This window comes from Streptomyces sp. NPDC085932 (assembly GCF_044540525.1).
Taxonomy (GTDB): Bacteria; Actinomycetota; Actinomycetes; order Streptomycetales; family Streptomycetaceae; genus Streptomyces; species Streptomyces levis.
Genome location: NZ_JBITSJ010000006.1, coordinates 577832 through 592724, shown reverse-complemented (window position 1 = coordinate 592724; position 14893 = coordinate 577832). Strand labels below are relative to the sequence as shown.

The 14893-nt window shown below is 71.4% G+C and carries 11 protein-coding genes and 1 pseudogene; 8 read left to right on the top strand and 4 right to left on the bottom strand.

Annotation, left to right across the window (positions count from 1 at the left end; all coding sequences use genetic code 11):
- Window positions 1-562 precede the first annotated feature (562 nt).
- From ACIGAQ_RS29770 to ACIGAQ_RS29760, 3 genes are all read left to right on the top strand, one after another.
- The gene (locus ACIGAQ_RS29770) at window positions 563-1780 is read left to right on the top strand and encodes a hypothetical protein (protein ID WP_399788223.1); all 1218 of its coding nucleotides are present in this window, start codon (window positions 563-565) and stop codon (window positions 1778-1780) included.
- A gap of 433 nt (window positions 1781-2213) precedes the next feature.
- Entirely contained in the window at window positions 2214-3305 is a 1092-nt protein-coding gene (locus ACIGAQ_RS29765; RefSeq protein WP_399788220.1) for a hypothetical protein, read from the top strand.
- Window positions 3306-3555: 250 nt separating this feature from the next.
- Complete coding sequence (locus tag ACIGAQ_RS29760; RefSeq protein ID WP_399788218.1) at window positions 3556-5127, top strand: MFS transporter; 1572 nt, start codon at window positions 3556-3558, stop codon at window positions 5125-5127.
- A gap of 805 nt (window positions 5128-5932) precedes the next feature.
- On the opposite strand, the gene ACIGAQ_RS29755 is transcribed toward ACIGAQ_RS29760, so the two are convergent.
- The 4 genes from ACIGAQ_RS29755 to ACIGAQ_RS29740 form a co-directional block, all read right to left on the bottom strand.
- Entirely contained in the window at window positions 5933-6976 is a 1044-nt protein-coding gene (locus ACIGAQ_RS29755) for a beta-propeller fold lactonase family protein (RefSeq protein ID WP_399788215.1), read from the bottom strand.
- Between the two features lie 478 nt (window positions 6977-7454).
- The gene (locus ACIGAQ_RS29750) at window positions 7455-8048 is read right to left on the bottom strand and encodes a hypothetical protein (protein WP_399788212.1); all 594 of its coding nucleotides are present in this window, start codon (window positions 8046-8048) and stop codon (window positions 7455-7457) included.
- Window positions 8049-8131: 83 nt separating this feature from the next.
- A complete protein-coding gene (locus ACIGAQ_RS29745; protein WP_399788209.1) occupies window positions 8132-9859 on the bottom strand; it encodes a YhgE/Pip domain-containing protein in 1728 nt (575 codons plus the stop codon).
- Window positions 9856-10830 carry a hypothetical protein gene (locus ACIGAQ_RS29740; protein WP_399788206.1) on the bottom strand — a complete coding sequence of 325 codons (975 nt, stop codon included), beginning with the start codon at window positions 10828-10830 and terminating at the stop codon, window positions 9856-9858. Before ACIGAQ_RS29740 ends, ACIGAQ_RS29745 begins: the two co-directional genes overlap by 4 nt.
- Window positions 10831-11124: 294 nt before the next feature.
- Between ACIGAQ_RS29740 and ACIGAQ_RS29735 the strand changes: the two genes are divergently transcribed.
- From ACIGAQ_RS29735 to ACIGAQ_RS29715, 5 genes and pseudogenes are all read left to right on the top strand, one after another.
- The gene (locus tag ACIGAQ_RS29735) at window positions 11125-11778 is read left to right on the top strand and encodes a hypothetical protein (protein WP_399788203.1); all 654 of its coding nucleotides are present in this window, start codon (window positions 11125-11127) and stop codon (window positions 11776-11778) included.
- Between the two features lie 51 nt (window positions 11779-11829).
- On the top strand, window positions 11830-12558 hold the full coding sequence (locus tag ACIGAQ_RS29730) for a class E sortase (RefSeq protein ID WP_399788200.1): 729 nt from the start codon (window positions 11830-11832) through the stop codon (window positions 12556-12558).
- A 298-nt stretch (window positions 12559-12856) separates the two neighbouring features.
- The gene (locus tag ACIGAQ_RS29725) at window positions 12857-13420 is read left to right on the top strand and encodes a YcxB family protein (RefSeq protein WP_399788198.1); all 564 of its coding nucleotides are present in this window, start codon (window positions 12857-12859) and stop codon (window positions 13418-13420) included.
- A 338-nt stretch (window positions 13421-13758) separates the two neighbouring features.
- Window positions 13759-14223, top strand: coding sequence for a hypothetical protein (locus tag ACIGAQ_RS29720; RefSeq protein WP_399788195.1), 465 nt, complete (start codon window positions 13759-13761; stop codon window positions 14221-14223).
- Window positions 14224-14323: 100 nt separating this feature from the next.
- Window positions 14324-14635, top strand: a pseudogene (locus ACIGAQ_RS29715) (WD40 repeat domain-containing protein); the annotation flags it as partial.
- Between the last annotated feature and the right edge of the window lie 258 nt (window positions 14636-14893).

Here is a 14893-nt window from a genome sequence, read left to right as displayed (position 1 = left end):
GAACGCCACGTGCTCCCGCGCCCCTGGCAAAGGGGGCCACCGCGTGTCCGGTCAGGGACGTCCCTGGCCGGCCGCGTCATCGGTGGTCATCGCGCCGCCGCTGAGCGGCGTGACCGCCCGGCGTTCACACAGCGCCGACCGTCAAGGTCATGGTCACGAGTCTATGCCCGCGGCCGGCTCCCGGCCTGCGCGGCCAAGCGTCCCGCCCGCGGCGGCGCCGGCCCCGCAGGACGCGTCAGGTTCCCCCCGGGGGGGCGAACTCGGGGCTGGTTCTTCCCCGTTGATCGGCCCCGGCTGAACAGGTGGGTGCTGCCGGCACCGGGCGGTGAAGGGCTCACAGGCACCAGGCACGTCCCCCGTCCCGGCGCGATTGCTCCACCCACAGCAGCGGCAGCCGTCACCCCTTCAGCCCGCCGATCGGCGGGTTCTGCCGGCGAGCCATGACCGCGAGCATTTTCGGTAACGCCGCAAGAACCGCAGCGGCCGGGGCGCAGGCGGGGGCCGATGAGGACGCCACTTCACAGGAACGCAGTTCCGATCCAGCCGAAAAGGTAAAGATTTCATGTTCAAGCAGTCCACCTCCGGCCCGAAGGCCGCCTCCTCCCGCCGCGGCAGGGCCCTGATCGCCGGGCTGGCCACCGCCGGTGCTCTGGGCAGTGGCATTGCCATGGCCCCCCTGGCGCTCGCCGACTCGTCGAATCCGCCGGCCGCCGCCGGCCAGTCGTCTCCTCCGGCCGCCGACGGCGCATCACAGACGCCGGCCGCCGGCGAGGACGTGCGCCCGCAGGGCGACAGCAACGGTTTCCACGTCTACAACGTCAGCGGCCAGCTCGCGAAGCTGGAGTCCTTCAAGTCCGGGGATGTCGAAAACGGCGGGGCGACGGGGAAGGAGGGCTGGGAGAACGCGGAAAATGATCTGCCCGAGGTGGGTGACGTCATGAAGCCCGCCGCCGACGCCAACCACTGGGAGCTGCCGTGGAGGGCAGCTCGCTGGGGTGAGGGACAGCTGACCTACCAGATGATCGATTGGGCGTCCGACAAGCCCGCCGGCAAGGTCATTGTCAATCTGCACAACAACCTCGTCCACCAGGGGTGGGCGGATTGCAAATCCGTAAAGAATGACGGCAAGACCGAGAACCCTGACATTCAGTGCAAGGTCGACGGCGACAAGATAATGATCGGGGACAAGCCCGGCACGGTCATCGAGATCGGGGACGGCAAGGGCCAGAAGCAGGCGGACGTCCTCAGGCAGCTGTGCGACAAGAACGACGTCAAGTGCTCCTTCGATGCCACCAAGAAGCCGGTTCAGTTCCATCTGCCGACCCATCAGATCGGCGCAAGCGTGACGAATTCCAGCAAGAAGGACGGCCCCAGTTCGAGGATCGAGATCAAGGACGTTGTTTCCGAGACGAACAGCCTCGGGATCCGGCTCCAGACCGAGGCCGGCCTCGGAAAGCTCGTGAGCATGCAATTCGAGGAGTCGTTCGGGTATCAGCTGACCAAGCAGCATGAGTTCACTCATTCGATAGACACGCCCGTCCCGGCCCGTACCAGGGTCTCCGTATGGGCGACGGAGCCGATGCTCCGCGCCACGGGAACCTTCACGGTCAAGTTCGGCACGACCAAGTGGATCCTCCACGACGTCCACTTCGACAATCCCGACAAGAACGGGAACGCCAACTTCACCATTCAGTACGACAAGCTCCCGAAGGACATGCCCGTGACCGAGGGCTTCGTCCCTCCGGCCGAGATCGCCGCCGCCACCACCCCGAATTCGTGACGGAGCCGGTGCGCGCTTGCGTGGCCGCGCGAGGCTCGGACCGCCGGCGCTGAGCAGCCGGAAAACCGCTTCGACGGCCCGTGGGCGGCGGACGCCGAAAGGGGCCGGACCGAGGTGGATCGCTTTCCACCTCGGTCCGGCCCCTTTCGTACGGTGTGCGGCGGTGCCCCCGTGCGGGCTGCAGCCGCCGGCGGCGAGCCGGTGTCACTCGCGGCGGGAGGGGCGGCGTCGTAGGCTGGCCTACGAGAGGCGTCTCACCCGCACGGGCCGTGTTCCGGCATGCCGATGCCGGGCCTTTCGGTCTCGCCCCCTGTGGTTCTGCCGGCCGCGGCGGTCCTCGTGCCGCGCCGGCGTGGGGTGTTCCGGCAGGGTTCGTGCCGCTTTCCAGTCCGACGCACTGCGCACCCCCCGGGGTGCCTGCGAGGTGGTCACGATGCCCGATGACGCGGGATGCGAGCAGCCGGGGCGCGTGGGCGCCGGGCGGGGCGGCGGGGACCGGCAGCCGTGGCGGAGGGGGTTGCGGGCCAGGGCGGCGAACCTGGCCGTGCTGGGTGCACTGGTGGCGGCGGTGTCCGTGACCGTGCCTGCCGCTGCGCAGGACGAGCGGGTCCTGGCCTATGTCACCAACGTCGTTCCGGGGACCGTTTCGGTCGTCGATGCCGCCACCGGCAAGGCCGTCGGCGATCCCGTCGATGTGGGTGAGGAGCCCGCTGGTGTGGCCATCAGCCCGGACGGCGAACGGGTCTATGTGACCAACAGCGCCTCCGGCAGCGTGTCGGTGATCGACACCGCCACGCAGGCAGTCCTCGGTGATGCCCTCAAGGTCGGTGCCCAACCCGCCGGTGTGGCCGTCAGCCCGGACAACTCCCGCGTCTACGTCGCCGATTCCGGCTCGGACACGGTGTCGGTGATCGACACGGGCAAGGGGGAGAACGGCGAAGTGGTCGACTCCGTCTCCGTCGGCGACTCACCCCAGGGTGTGGCCGTCGGCCCGGACGGCGCCGAGGTGTACGTCACCAACACAGGCGGGGGCAGTGTGTCGCTGATCGACACCTCCACCCGCCAGGTCGCCGGTGAGCCCATCGACGTCGGCGGCACGCCCTGGGGGGTGACGGCGTCGGCGAAGAGGGTCTACGTCACCGACGCCACGGCCTCGGGGACCGTGAAGGTGATCGATGCCGCCACCCGCCAGGTCGTCGGTGAGCCCATCGGCGTGGGCAGCCAGCCGCGCGGGCTGGCCCTGACAGCCGACCCGGCCCGCTTGTATGTCGCCAACTTCGCGTCGAAGAGCGTGTCGGTGATCGAGGTCGGCGAGGACACCCCCACGGTCACGAGCCTGACCGTGGGCAGCCAGCCGCAGGACGTGGCGCTCACTCCGGACGATTCCCGCGCCTGTGTCACCAACACCGCCTCCGGCAACCTGTCCCTGATCGAGAACACCACTCCCCCGGCCGTTCAGGGTGAGCCGGTGGCCGGCGGTGGGACCCCGGTCGATGTGGCGATCGGCAGCGTCCCCTCGGGCTGAGTCGGCGGCGGGCCGCAGACGCGGACGCCCACACCGCCTGCGGTGCGGGCCGGTTCGGCGACGGCGGCCGTCCCTGGTGTCCGAAGGGGTGGCGTTGGCGGGCACAGTGACGGCGCGTCGAGGGCCGGGGAGGTGGCGCTCGCGGCGGGTGCGGCGGCCGCCGGGGGCGGCGCGAGGGGCCAGGGGGGGCCGCTGCGGGCCGCCTGTCGCGGGCCGAGGCCGTTGAGCGCAGAGGGACGCGGGGCGCGAGATGCGGCACTTCGGGCACCTGACGTCGCGGCAGCGGCTCGCCCTGGCGGCCACCGTCACCGCGACCGCTGTGCTGTTCTCCAGTCTGACCAGTGTCGTCGTGGCCCTCCCCGCGATCCAGCGTGACCTCGGCCTGGACAGCTCCCAGGTGCACTGGGTGATCGTTGCGGCGCTGCTGCCGCTGTGCGCCGTCGTGGTGGTGAGCGGCCGGCTCGGCGATGTTCTGGGCCGCCGCCGGGTGTTCGGTGCGGGGATGCTGTGCTTCGCGGCGGGGTCGGCGTTGTGCGCGCTCGCTGCGTCCGGGGACTTCCTCGTGGCGGCGCGGGTGGTGCAGGGTCTGGGCGTCGCCCTGGCGGTGCCGCTGGCCCTGGCCAATCTGACCACCGCACTGCCCGAGCGTCATCGCGGCTGGGCGATCGGGGTGCAGACCGGCGTCTCCACCGGCTTCGGCATCCTGGCACCCCTGGTGGTGGCACTGTTCGCGCAGTACGGCAGTTGGCGCTGGGCCTTCGCCGTCAACGTGCCTGCCGCCCTCGCCGTCGTCGCCGGGGTCCGCCGGTATGTGCGGGAGTCGCGCGGGCGGGCGGGGACGAAGGTGCACGCGGCCGCGTGCGCGCTGCTGGGGTCGGGGCTCACCGTGCTGGTCTTCGCCTGGGAGCGGTCCTCACAGTGGGGTCTGGCCTCTGCGGACACCTTGGGGGTCATGGGCGTGGGCGTGGTCCTGCTGGCCCTGTTCTGTGTGACGCAGCTGCGCACCGCCGATCCACTGCTGGACGTGCGGCCGTTGCGCCGCCCCGCCGTGGCGGCCCCTTTGATCGCCCTGGCCGTCGTGCAGTGCGCCTCGCTCGCCGTGACGGTCTACGTGACCCTGTATCTGCAGCACGTGCGCGATCTGGGCGCGCTGCAGGCGGGGCTGTTCCTGGTGTGCACCAACGTGGCGACGCTCGCGCTGGCGCCGGCCGTGGGGCGCCTGACCGGTCAGGGCCACGGCATGTGGCTGATCGTCACCGGCCTGGCCGTGATGGGGGCGTCCGTGCTGTGGCTCGCCCACGGCCTCGAGCACCGTCAGCTGATGCTGCTCGTCCCGGCGCTGCTCGTGGTGGGAATGGCCACGCCGCTGGTGTATCCGTCGTCGGCCGCGTTGATCATCGATGCGCTGCCCGCCGGTGCGCGGGGGGTGGGGGCGAGTCTGTCGGTGCAGAGCCGGCAGATCGGGGGCACGCTGGGGCTGGCCCTGGTGAACGCTTCCGTGACGAGCGTGGAATGGCGCCGGCGCTCCGCCCTGCTCACCGGCCCCGATGCGGCCTTCACGCCCCAAGAGCACCGCGCGCTGGATGCGGCGCTGAGCAGGGAGCCGGAACGCGGTGAGCTGTTGGCCCGGCTGCCCGAAGGCGCCCGGGACGCCGTCGTGCAGGCCGCCGACGAGGCGTTCGTGAGGGCCGTCGCGTTCGGTTTCACCGTCCTTGGCGGCTGCCTCCTGGTGGCGGCGCTGGCCGCGTTCGGATTCCTCTGCGCCGGTGGCCGCCGCACAGCCGCCCGTCAGGGCAAGAGCGCACAGGGCGACCAGGGGTGAGGACGCGGCCGGCCGGCGCGGTCTGGCCTTCGACGCGGCCACAGCAGCGCCCACCCCGGCCGGGGCGGGGGCGGGGCGGGGGCGCGGCGGGCCGGGGGCGTCGGCGTGCACGCGATGCGCGCAGCGGAGGATCGCGGGCCGCTCGTCGGCGGGAGCCGCACGGGATTCCACGTCACCGGGCGGCCTGCCGATCGGGCCGGCGCCGTGGGGGCCGTGGGCGAGCGGCGGGGAGCGCCGCCCGCCCTGCGCATCAGCGGTCGACGGGGCCGTGCCGGCGACGGCCGGCGCCGCGAGCATCACCACCCGCCCCGCACCGCGTGGTTCGTCCTGCCCTCTGTGCGCGGTGCGGCACGTGCCGCACCGCCTGCCGGGCACGAAGGGACGCCGGCCCGCGTCCCGGCCCCACGGGGCTTGTCCGGCCGGCCGTGCGGCAGCGCACGCGCAGGAGCGTGTGGTCTGCGTGGCTGCGCCGCACGGCGGGCATGCGCACGGCGGGCACGGCCCGAGCGGACGCCGCGGCGTTCGAGGGCTCTTCGAGGGCGCGCGGTGGGCCCTGAGCCGGCAGGCGTGCGGATCCGAACGGTCCTGCGCGGCCGCGGCCGGCCGGCTCGCCGCGCGGCCGCCGGGAGCGGGGGCAGCGCGCGGCATCACGGCCCGCGCGGCGGGGGTTTTCCGGCCGGCAGCCGGGCCGTGTCACGGGCTCGTGCGAGCGAGGTGGCCGGCGGGTGCGGCCGCCGCGCTCTTGACCGCGGCAGCACGGTCGCCTGCCGCCGTGCGCGGCTGGCTGCCGATCGCTTGGCTGCCGTTAGGCCTGGGGGACGGTCGCGAACGCCACCCCGTCGGGTTGGACGAAACCCGAAAGGGTGGTTGCCTGCTTGGTTTCGGTGTCGATCACCGAAACCGTGCCCGAGCCGCCCTCGGTGACGTAGACGTGCCGGCCGTCGGGGGTGAGCGCCAGGGTGTTCAGTCCGGAGCCGTCACCGGCGGAGAAGAAGTCGGTGACTTTGTTTTCGTCCTTGGTGTCGATCACCGACACCTTGTTCGTTCCCTGGTCGGTGACATAGACGTGCCGGCCGTCCGGGGCGACGGCCACGTCGCTGGGTGCGGCGTCGTCGGCGATGGGGATGTCGGTGACCCGGCCGCCTGCCCCGGTATCGATCACCGACACGGCATCGGAGCCATGGTCGGCGACGTAGACCTGCCGGCCGGAGACCGTGACGCCCTTGGGATCCTCACCGACCGTCAGGTTCTCGACGCTGTTGTCGTTGCCGGTGTCGATCACCGACACCTGGTCGGAGCCGGTAACGGTGGCATAGACCTTGCCGTCCGGGCCGGCCGCCACATCCCAGGGCGCCCCTTCGAGGCCGATCGCGTCGCCGATGGTCGTGTTGGTTTCGGTGTCGATCACCGAGACGGAGTTGTCGCCGAGATTGGCGACATAGACACGGTCGGCTGTGGCCGCCACGCCCAGGGGGGACTGGCCGACGGCAATGGGGTCACCGACGACCTGGTCGGTGAGGGTGTCGATCACCGACACCGTGCCGTCGCCCTTGGTGACGTAGGCGTGTCTGCCGTCCGGGGTGGTCGCCACGCGCAGGGGGAGGCTGCCCACGGTGATGTCGTCGCCCGTGACCTTGGCCGTGGCGGTGTCGATCTTCGATACCGTGCCGGAGCCGTTCACGACGTAGGCGAAGGTGGGGTTGGAGGAAGCCGCTGCGGCCGGTGTCATCGTCGCCGCCGGCACGAGCAGTCCGGCCAGCACCGCCAGTGACGCCCCCCAGGCCCGGACCTTCTTCCTTCTCCCCTCGCTGCGCCCCCGACGTGGCGTTTTCGTGTGGTAGCTCGGCATCTGGGCCTCCCGTCGGCGCGAGGGCAGCAGATCAGCCGTGGTTGCGGGCGCAACAGGGCGGCCCGTGCCCCTGCCGGGGTGGGGTGCGCTGCTCGGGGCCACGGTGGACGGATGCCTCACACGTGGCCGGTTTGTCCTCTTCCAGCATGCCGCAAGGTGGTGGCGGGGGCATCCACCGCGCACATCGCCGCCCCCCGGGGGGCTGCTCACGGTCGTTGTGCAGGGGGTGATGCGTGCCGGTGACGCGGCAGGGTGCGGCGAGCCGGCGGACGGGATGCGCCCGTCCCGCCCCGCCGGCAGGGGGCGGTGGTGCCGCATCGGGCGCCGATGCGGGGTTCATGTCCCCTCTTCGCGCCTGCCCCGCCGGGGGGTGTGGTGCTGTGTCCAGCGTGTCACCGAGGCGGCCGCGTGGTGGCGGGGCGGTGCGGCTCGGGTGCGCCCCGGATCCTCTCGCGCGCCGGCCCGACCGGGCCCGGGGTCAGTGTCTGGGGTTGCGGCCCCGGCGGCGGCGCAGGAAGGCCACGAGGAGCGCAGCCAGGCCGAGGGCGGCCAGCAGCAGGCACCACGTCAGGACGTCGGCGGCGCGTGGGGAGCCGGTGGGGGCCAGGTCCTTCGAGGGGGAGGAGGTCGGGGTGCCGGTGGGGGCGTTCGTGCTGGGGCACGGTGCGGGGGTCGGGGTGCCGGTGGGCGCCGTGGGGGGCGTGACCGGGCTGAGGGGGGCTTCCGTGGGGGGTGTGGTCATGGGCTCCAGCGGCGTGAGCACGTCGGGGCCGGTGGTCGGTGACCCGGTCGTGGGCGGGCTCGTCGGCCCGGTGGCCGTGGGCGGGCTCGTCGGCCCGGTGGTGGTGGGCGGGCTCGTCGGCCCGGTGGCCGTGGGCGGGTCGGTCGGCTCGCCGGTGGGCGGTCTGTGCGGCGGGAGGGGGCTCAGGAGGGCTTCGCTCTCGCAGGAGATGTCCGGGGAGGGTTGCCGGACGGGGCGGGGCTGTGCTTGCGCGGTGAGCGCGCAGGCCAGCACAGCTGCCAGGCACAGGAGCAAGGGCGTACTGCTTCGGGCGAGGCCGGTCTTGGTCATCTTCGCTCCCTCCAAGGGGGCGGGGCGGTGGTGCGGCGCGCAAGGCGGCGGCGGTGCGCGCAGCGCAGTGGGGTGACGGTGTTTCAGCAGCGTTCGCGGAAGGCGGGGGCGAGGCGTTCGCCGGTGTACTGCCGGCGCCGGGTGAGGCAGAGGGCGGATGCGGCAAGGCACACGACGGTCAGCGTGATCAGCACGGCGACGGCCGACCAGAGGGTGCTCACCGGGCCGCCCGTAAGGAGGGTGCGCAGGGCGTCGACGGTGTAGGTCATGGGCAGGTAGGGGTGGAGATTGATGAACAGGGCGTTGGTGGTCTGCACCGGGTACAGGCCGCCGCAGGAGGCCAGCTGCAGCGCGGCGAGCAGCACCAGGACGATTTCGCCGAGGGGGCCGAAGAGGGTTTTGAGCAGGTGGCCGACGGCGGCGAAGGCCAGGGCCATCAGCGTGCACAGGCCGAGGGTGGCCCACGGGTGCGGGGCGCCCAGGTGCATCAGGGCCTGGGTGAGGGCGAAGAATCCGCTCACCGCCAACGTGGTGAGGGTGGCCATCGGCAGCCAGCCGGCTCTGGTGATGGCGAAGGTGTTCATCGGTGAGACCAGGGCGCGGGGGTTGACCGGCCGCAGGACGGACAGGGTGAGGAGCACGCCGGCCCAGGCGAGCAGGCTGAAGGCGAGGGGGGCCAGGCCTTGGCCGAGGCTGCGGGCGGGGTGGAGGTTGTCCTCATCGACGGTGACGATGTCGCCTCGGCGTGCGGCGTCGGTGGCCTGGGCGGGCGGGACGAGCCGGGCCAGGTGCCGCAGTTGTTCGTTCAGGCCGCTCAGGGCCGCATCGAGGGTTTTGGCGTCGGCGGCGAGCCGGGTGACGTTGTCCAGCAGGCCTTTGGTGTCCGCGGCGGCGCTTTGGAGTTTGGAGTTCACGGTGGTGACGGTGTTCTGGGCCAGGCGTACGGAGGTGCTGGCCTGACCGGTGTTGTGCTGCACCAGTGCCTGGTTGTTCGATCCCGCGCTGTCCTGGGCGCTCTGTGCGTTGCTTGCGGCGTCGTTGAGCTGGAAGGTCATGGTGCCGCTGTTGTTGTTGGCTTCCTGGATGACGTCGTTGACCTTGCTGATGGTGTCGGTGGCCTCGTTGAGTCGGGAGGCCAGCCGGCTGACGCCGAAGGACGTGTCGGGGGGCGTGGCGGGCTGGGGGGAGGCGCCGGGCCGGGGGGTGGCGGTGATGTCGGTGTTGAGGAGTTCATCGACGGTGCGGCGCACCTCCTTCCAGGTGTCCGCGTTGTGTTCGGCCCGCGCGTGCAGGGCGATGGCGGTGGCCTGTTCCCGGACGGTGTCCAGGTGGGCCGTGGCGGCCCGTGTGATGAGGTAGCCGTTGGCGTCGTTGAGTTCGAGGGTGAGGCGGGCCGCGTGGGTACCGGAGTCCTGGCCGGCGGCGGCTGCCAGGTCGCGGGAGAAGGTCTCGGGGATGATCAGGGCGAAGTAGATGTCGCCGTCGCGCAGCTGCCGGCGTGCGGTTTCGCGGTCCATGGTGCGCCAGGCGAAGGCCCCCTGGAGCCGGAGTTGCTGCACCAGGCGCGTGCCGGCCTCGCTGCGGGCGGGGGCCGGGGACGGGCTGGGCGTGCCAGGGCCGGCGGTCACGGGCTGGTCGAGGTTGACGATGGCGGCGGGCACCCGGCCGAAACGGCCCTCGGGGTCCCACAGGGAGGCCATGACGATGCCGGCGCTCAGCACGGGAAGAATCACCAGCAGGGCCGGCACCCACTGAAGGCGGGGGCCCCGCAAGCGCTGCAGCTCCAGCCAGGCCAGGCGCAGGCTCTTCACGCGCTGTCCCCGTCCGCCGGTGACGGGCCCCTGCGCCGGAACCGGCCCGGCCGGGGAGCGCGTTCACCAGGTGCGTCCAGGGTCGGCCGCTGCACCGGCCCGTGCTCGCCGGCCGGCGCGGGCCGGGGCCTTGTCTCCTCGCCCACGGGCGGCTGGGACGGCTGCGCGGCGCCCACGGGCGGCTGGGGCGCGGCGGCTGCGGACGGCTGGGCGGCGGCTGCGGGGGCGGCGTCGTGGGCGGGCTCGATCGCGTCGCCGGCCGGCGCGGGACGGGCGGCGTCGCCGTCGCCGGCCGGCTGCGGGGAGGCGGGTGAGCCGCCGGGGTGGTCGTCGCCGGGATCGTGGGGAGCCTCCAGCGGGATGCGGACCTCCGCCCAGTCGTCGTCGGCGCAGGTGGCAAGGACGGCGGTGCCCTCCTCGACGATCGACGACAGCGCCTGGCGCACGAAGGCGCGGTCCTCGGCACCCAGCGAGTCGTCGATGTCGTCGACGGCGATACCGTCCGTGCCCTGCGCCTGCGCCAGCGCGACCGCGAACAGCACACGCTCCACCGGATCGAGGTCCGACACCAGGGCCCGCACCGGCGGCTTCTCCAGACCCATGCGGGCCCAGGCATGCCAGCACGCCTGCTCAAAGCCTCTCCTGCGGCCGCACATCACACGCCGCTCGGTGACCGCTTCACCGATCCGCAGGGCGCCGTCCAGCATGATGGAAGGCTTGGCACGGGCCACCGCGATGCGCTGCCTGAGGGCCCGTGGGCCGTGCAGCCTGTAGTCGCGGTCGGTGTGCAGGGATCCCCCGGTCAGAACGAACCGCCCGCACAGGGCCAGGAGCAGGGCGGTGCGCGCAAGGCCGGGCCGGCCGCTGATCACGGCGAGCTGACCGGTGTGGACGGTGCCGCTGACGCAGGTGAAGAGCAGACCGTCAGCGCCCAGGGCGCTCACCCCTCGCGCCTCGACGAGCAATCCCATGCTGATTCTCTTTCACGAAGCCGCTGTGACCTCTGCGGTGTCCGCCCTGACCCTTCCCGCGCAGCCATACCGGCCCTGATCGGCGCATCCTTCACAGTTGCCATATTTGCGGATCAACGGCAGGTGTTCCAGCAGCGCCGCGCGCGTGTGTGGACCTGGGACCACGCCGATCGCAGGTGATCGGGCGGCGGCGGCGAGCGGGCCGGCCGGCGGGCGGGAAAAGCCGTATGGCGTAAAGGGGCCGGGCGGATGTGTGCCGGTGCCGCGCGGCGGCCGGCACGGTCGACTACGTCCATGAAGGTACTGTCGCGACTGTGGCACGGCCGCCGCGCGCTTGCCCTGTTCCCGCGGTGGGGCGGCGCAAGCGTCACAGCCGCGGTGGTGCTCTTCGCCGCCCTGGCCCTGGGCTACGGGTACCTGCTCACCGCGCAGGACCGTCCGCAACCGGCCGGAGCCGTGGCGGACCTGAGCGTGTTGTGCGCCCGGCCCCGCAGATACGTCCCCTCCCAGGCACCCTATCGAGGACCCGGACCGCACCCGATCGCCCTCTACGAGCACCACGAACCGCCGGCACGCCCGGCCAGGCGGGTGAGCTACAGCGACCCCGACTGGCGGGGCACGCCCTTCGACGCGCCCCACCCGCAGGCGGTGCAGCTGGTGGCCTGCTCCAAGCGGGTCCGGGCAGAGCCCACCGGGCTCAGCTGCCCATCCGCACAGGGCACCTCGCAGCGGCTGCACCACGGCGGCTACCGCGTGGAAGTGCTGGAGGCACGCACCGCTCGTAAAATCGCCGATGTGGCGCTGTGGCCCAGCACGGTGGCGTGCCCGCGGGCCGACGCGGTCCCGGACGCACACCCGTCCGGGGTGTTTTCCGTTCCCACCGCCGAGGACTATGCCGATGCACTCATGCCCATCGCAGCCGAACCGGAGCACGCCGCCCACCGGTGAGCCCACCGGTGAGCCCGCCGGGGCGGCAGCGGCCGTACGGCGAGGCATGTCATGACGGTGCGCCGGCGATTGTCCTGCACCGCGCAGCGCGCGGGACACCGGCGCACCGGGCCCGGCCAGATCATCGCAATCCTGGGAGAGGCACTGGTCACCGCAGCGGCCCTGCTGGCCCTGGTGTTGGTGTACAGCATCTGGTGGACCAATCTCGAAGCGGACCGCCAGGCGCGATCGACCGCGTCGGCGATCCGCAAGCAGTGGTCCTCACCACCCTCGTCGCCGTCAGCCGCGCCCGGCATCGGCTTCCTGCACATTCCCGCCCTGGGCGAGGACGCCCGCGAGATACCCATCGTCCAAGGCACCGACCCCGAGCGCCTGGACGAAGGCGTCGCCGGCTACTACACCCACCCCCTGCGCTCGGCGATGCCCTGGGACGCGGAAGGCAACTTCTCCCTGGCCGCCCACCGCGACGGACACGGCGCCAAGTTCCACCACCTGGACCGGCTCACACCCGGCGATGTGATCGTGGTGGAAACCCGCGACCGATGGTACGTCTACACCGTGTTCGCCACCCTGCCCAAAACCTCCGCAGACAACGTGGCAGCCATCGAAGCCGTACCCCGCGGCTCCGGACGACACACCCGCGGCCGCTACATCACCCTCACCACCTGCACACCCGTCCTCACCTCCGACTACCGACTGATCGTGTGGGGCGAACTCACCCACACCCACACCATCGACACCCACCGCACCCCACCCACCGAACTCAACACCCCCACCTAAAACCACCACACCCACCCAAAAACCAGCACCCGCTCACCGACCCCCACACAAGACAGCAGCCCAAACACCCCGTGAACATAGTTGTCACCGGTGGTGTCCACTGATCTGCGGTTTCGACCGGGTAAAGCGCGCTGGTTACCAGCGGATCGGCGGTCTTTCTGTAGCTAGAACTGCGCGATGCACGGTGATGCTTACCAGCTCCAGCGCTGGCAGACTCTTACGGAGTGATGGTCCCGACCCGGGCTGAGTGCGAACCTCAGTTCGCTATGATCCGCATGCCTTATACCGGGGAGGGACCATGGCCGAAGGCCACAGCGACCAAGGCATCAACAATGCGGAATCCTCTGACCATGTCGTGGACGGGCGGACCATAGTTGAACTGGCGTACCGGCCCCAGTCTGCCGACACCCTGGTCGGCCTCCGAGTCCGCGAGCGGATCAAGCGGGCCGGGCTACTACTGAGGGGTGCACTCCTCTTCCTGTCGGTAGGAAACTGGCTGGTCTCCGCCGCCGTCCGCGGCAGTGTCGACGTGTTCTCGACAGCCGTGCTCATGTTGGTCGTCTTGCTGGTGTGGGGTTACCCGCGGCTGCAAGCTGCCCACGTGCAGCGCCTCGTCGGATGGCAGGGCGAGTACCGCGCCACCGTGTCTCCGGCCGGGATCACATGCCGTACCAACGACAGCACACTGATCCAGAAGTGGTCCGTTTTCCAGGGGTACCGAGAAACGGCAGGTCACTTCGTCCTGCTCAGCCGGGATCCCAACATCATGTGCGTCGACGTCCTGCCCAAGCGGGGCGTGCATGAGGCTGGGGACATCGATCGGCTAAGGGTAATCCTGGACCAGTGCACCCCTCGCGTGTGAACAGACGTCCGCCGTTGTGATAACAAGCGCGCCTCTTTGACAACCGTCCCGCTTCGGCTCAGGGCGTGAACCGAAGTACGGAAGTTGTCGCCAGGGGAGCCAGAAGAACTGGTGTACAGGACCGGTCGAAGCGGCCTGGTTGTCACCAGCGAAGCAGGCGGCTTGTCACACATGCTCACTCGGCGGCCCTTCTGTCACCACAAGCGAAGATCGACAGCCTCTGGCTCCCCGGGGCGGTCCGTGCGGCGACACTTCACCACAACCGCGTCCTGCTCCTGCGCGTCCTACTACTGAGCGCCGACAGGAGTCGGCTACCCCGGGGGATCAGGACGCGAGTTATGCAGAAGTACACGATCGGCCAGCGCATCTCACCGTTCTTTTGGCTGCCGCGTGGTGCGAGGCGACAGCCACCCACGTCCGTCCGGCGACTGGTGGGGTTCTGGCTGTTCGTGCTTGCCTTCGGGGCCGGGCTCACCGCGCTCGACTGGGACGATGATTTCGGCGGCAGCCACCTCATGGTGCTGCTGCTCCTCTTCCATATCGTCGATGACATCAGCGACGGGGTACGGCACCGCTGGCCGGCCGCACTGGCCGCGGTAGCAGTCTTGTGGGGCGCCACCCGGCTCACCAGCGCTGTCCTGCCCGGCTCCCTCGACAATGCCTGGGCGCAGAGTGTCGCCGCCGCTGTCGGTGTCACGCTTGGGCTGGCAGCGAGCGCCGCGATCACACGGCTTCCGGAGCGCCGACTACATCGGCCCGCTGGGGGACACGACTCCGGGGTCGGCGGACAAGACTCTCGGTAAAGGACGTGGCCGCCGACCTCGGTGACAACACACCTGCCTTTGTGACACCTATCGCGCTTCAGCTCAACAGCCGAGGCGCTCAGTCACGACGGCTGCGTCGCTCACCCCTGAACACGCCGAGGTGGCCCGGCACATTCTGCTGCGTCTGGTCACGCCCGGGGAGGGCGCCCAGGACACCCGCCACCCTGTGAATCGTGCCGAGCTGGACTTCGCGCCCCACAGGGATGTCGACGCCGTCCTGGACCGCTTGACCTCCGCCCGGCTGCTGTCCCTGGACGATGAGAGGGTGGACCTGGCACACGAGGCTCTGATCAGCGCATGGCCCCGACTGAGTGCCTGGATCGACGAGGGCCGCGAACGCCTACTCGTTCACCGGCGGCTGACCGAAGCCGCCCGCGCCTGGGCCCAGTTGGGCCGTGATGCTGGGGCACTGTACCGCGGGCTTCACCTGGTTTTGGCCACCCGTCTGGACCGACGATCATTGACCGCCCTGGAGTCGGCCTTTCTCGATGCCGGGCTGGCTGCGCGGGCAGCGGAGGAAGCAGCGGTCCGGCGGCGTGGACGGCTGCGGCGGCAGGCTGTGGCCTTGCTGACCGTACTGCTTCTCGTGGCGACCGCCACCGCGGTGTGGGCAGTGCGGGCGCAGCGGGGCGCGAACGCACAGCGCGAT

What these genes read in the sequence shown, in the direction of transcription:
- ACIGAQ_RS29770 (WP_399788223.1), top strand. Translation starts at nt 563, where the DNA reads ATGTTCAAGCAGTCCACCTCCGGCCCGAAGGCCGCCTCCTCCCGCCGC.
- ACIGAQ_RS29765 (WP_399788220.1), top strand. Translation starts at nt 2,214, where the DNA reads ATGCCCGATGACGCGGGATGCGAGCAGCCGGGGCGCGTGGGCGCCGGG.
- ACIGAQ_RS29760 (WP_399788218.1), top strand. Translation starts at nt 3,556, where the DNA reads ATGCGGCACTTCGGGCACCTGACGTCGCGGCAGCGGCTCGCCCTGGCG.
- ACIGAQ_RS29755 (WP_399788215.1), bottom strand. Translation starts at nt 6,976, where the DNA reads ATGCCGAGCTACCACACGAAAACGCCACGTCGGGGGCGCAGCGAGGGG.
- ACIGAQ_RS29750 (WP_399788212.1), bottom strand. Translation starts at nt 8,048, where the DNA reads ATGACCAAGACCGGCCTCGCCCGAAGCAGTACGCCCTTGCTCCTGTGC.
- ACIGAQ_RS29740 (WP_399788206.1), bottom strand. Translation starts at nt 10,830, where the DNA reads ATGGGATTGCTCGTCGAGGCGCGAGGGGTGAGCGCCCTGGGCGCTGAC.
- ACIGAQ_RS29735 (WP_399788203.1), top strand. Translation starts at nt 11,125, where the DNA reads ATGAAGGTACTGTCGCGACTGTGGCACGGCCGCCGCGCGCTTGCCCTG.
- ACIGAQ_RS29730 (WP_399788200.1), top strand. Translation starts at nt 11,830, where the DNA reads ATGACGGTGCGCCGGCGATTGTCCTGCACCGCGCAGCGCGCGGGACAC.
- ACIGAQ_RS29725 (WP_399788198.1), top strand. Translation starts at nt 12,857, where the DNA reads ATGGCCGAAGGCCACAGCGACCAAGGCATCAACAATGCGGAATCCTCT.
- ACIGAQ_RS29720 (WP_399788195.1), top strand. Translation starts at nt 13,759, where the DNA reads ATGCAGAAGTACACGATCGGCCAGCGCATCTCACCGTTCTTTTGGCTG.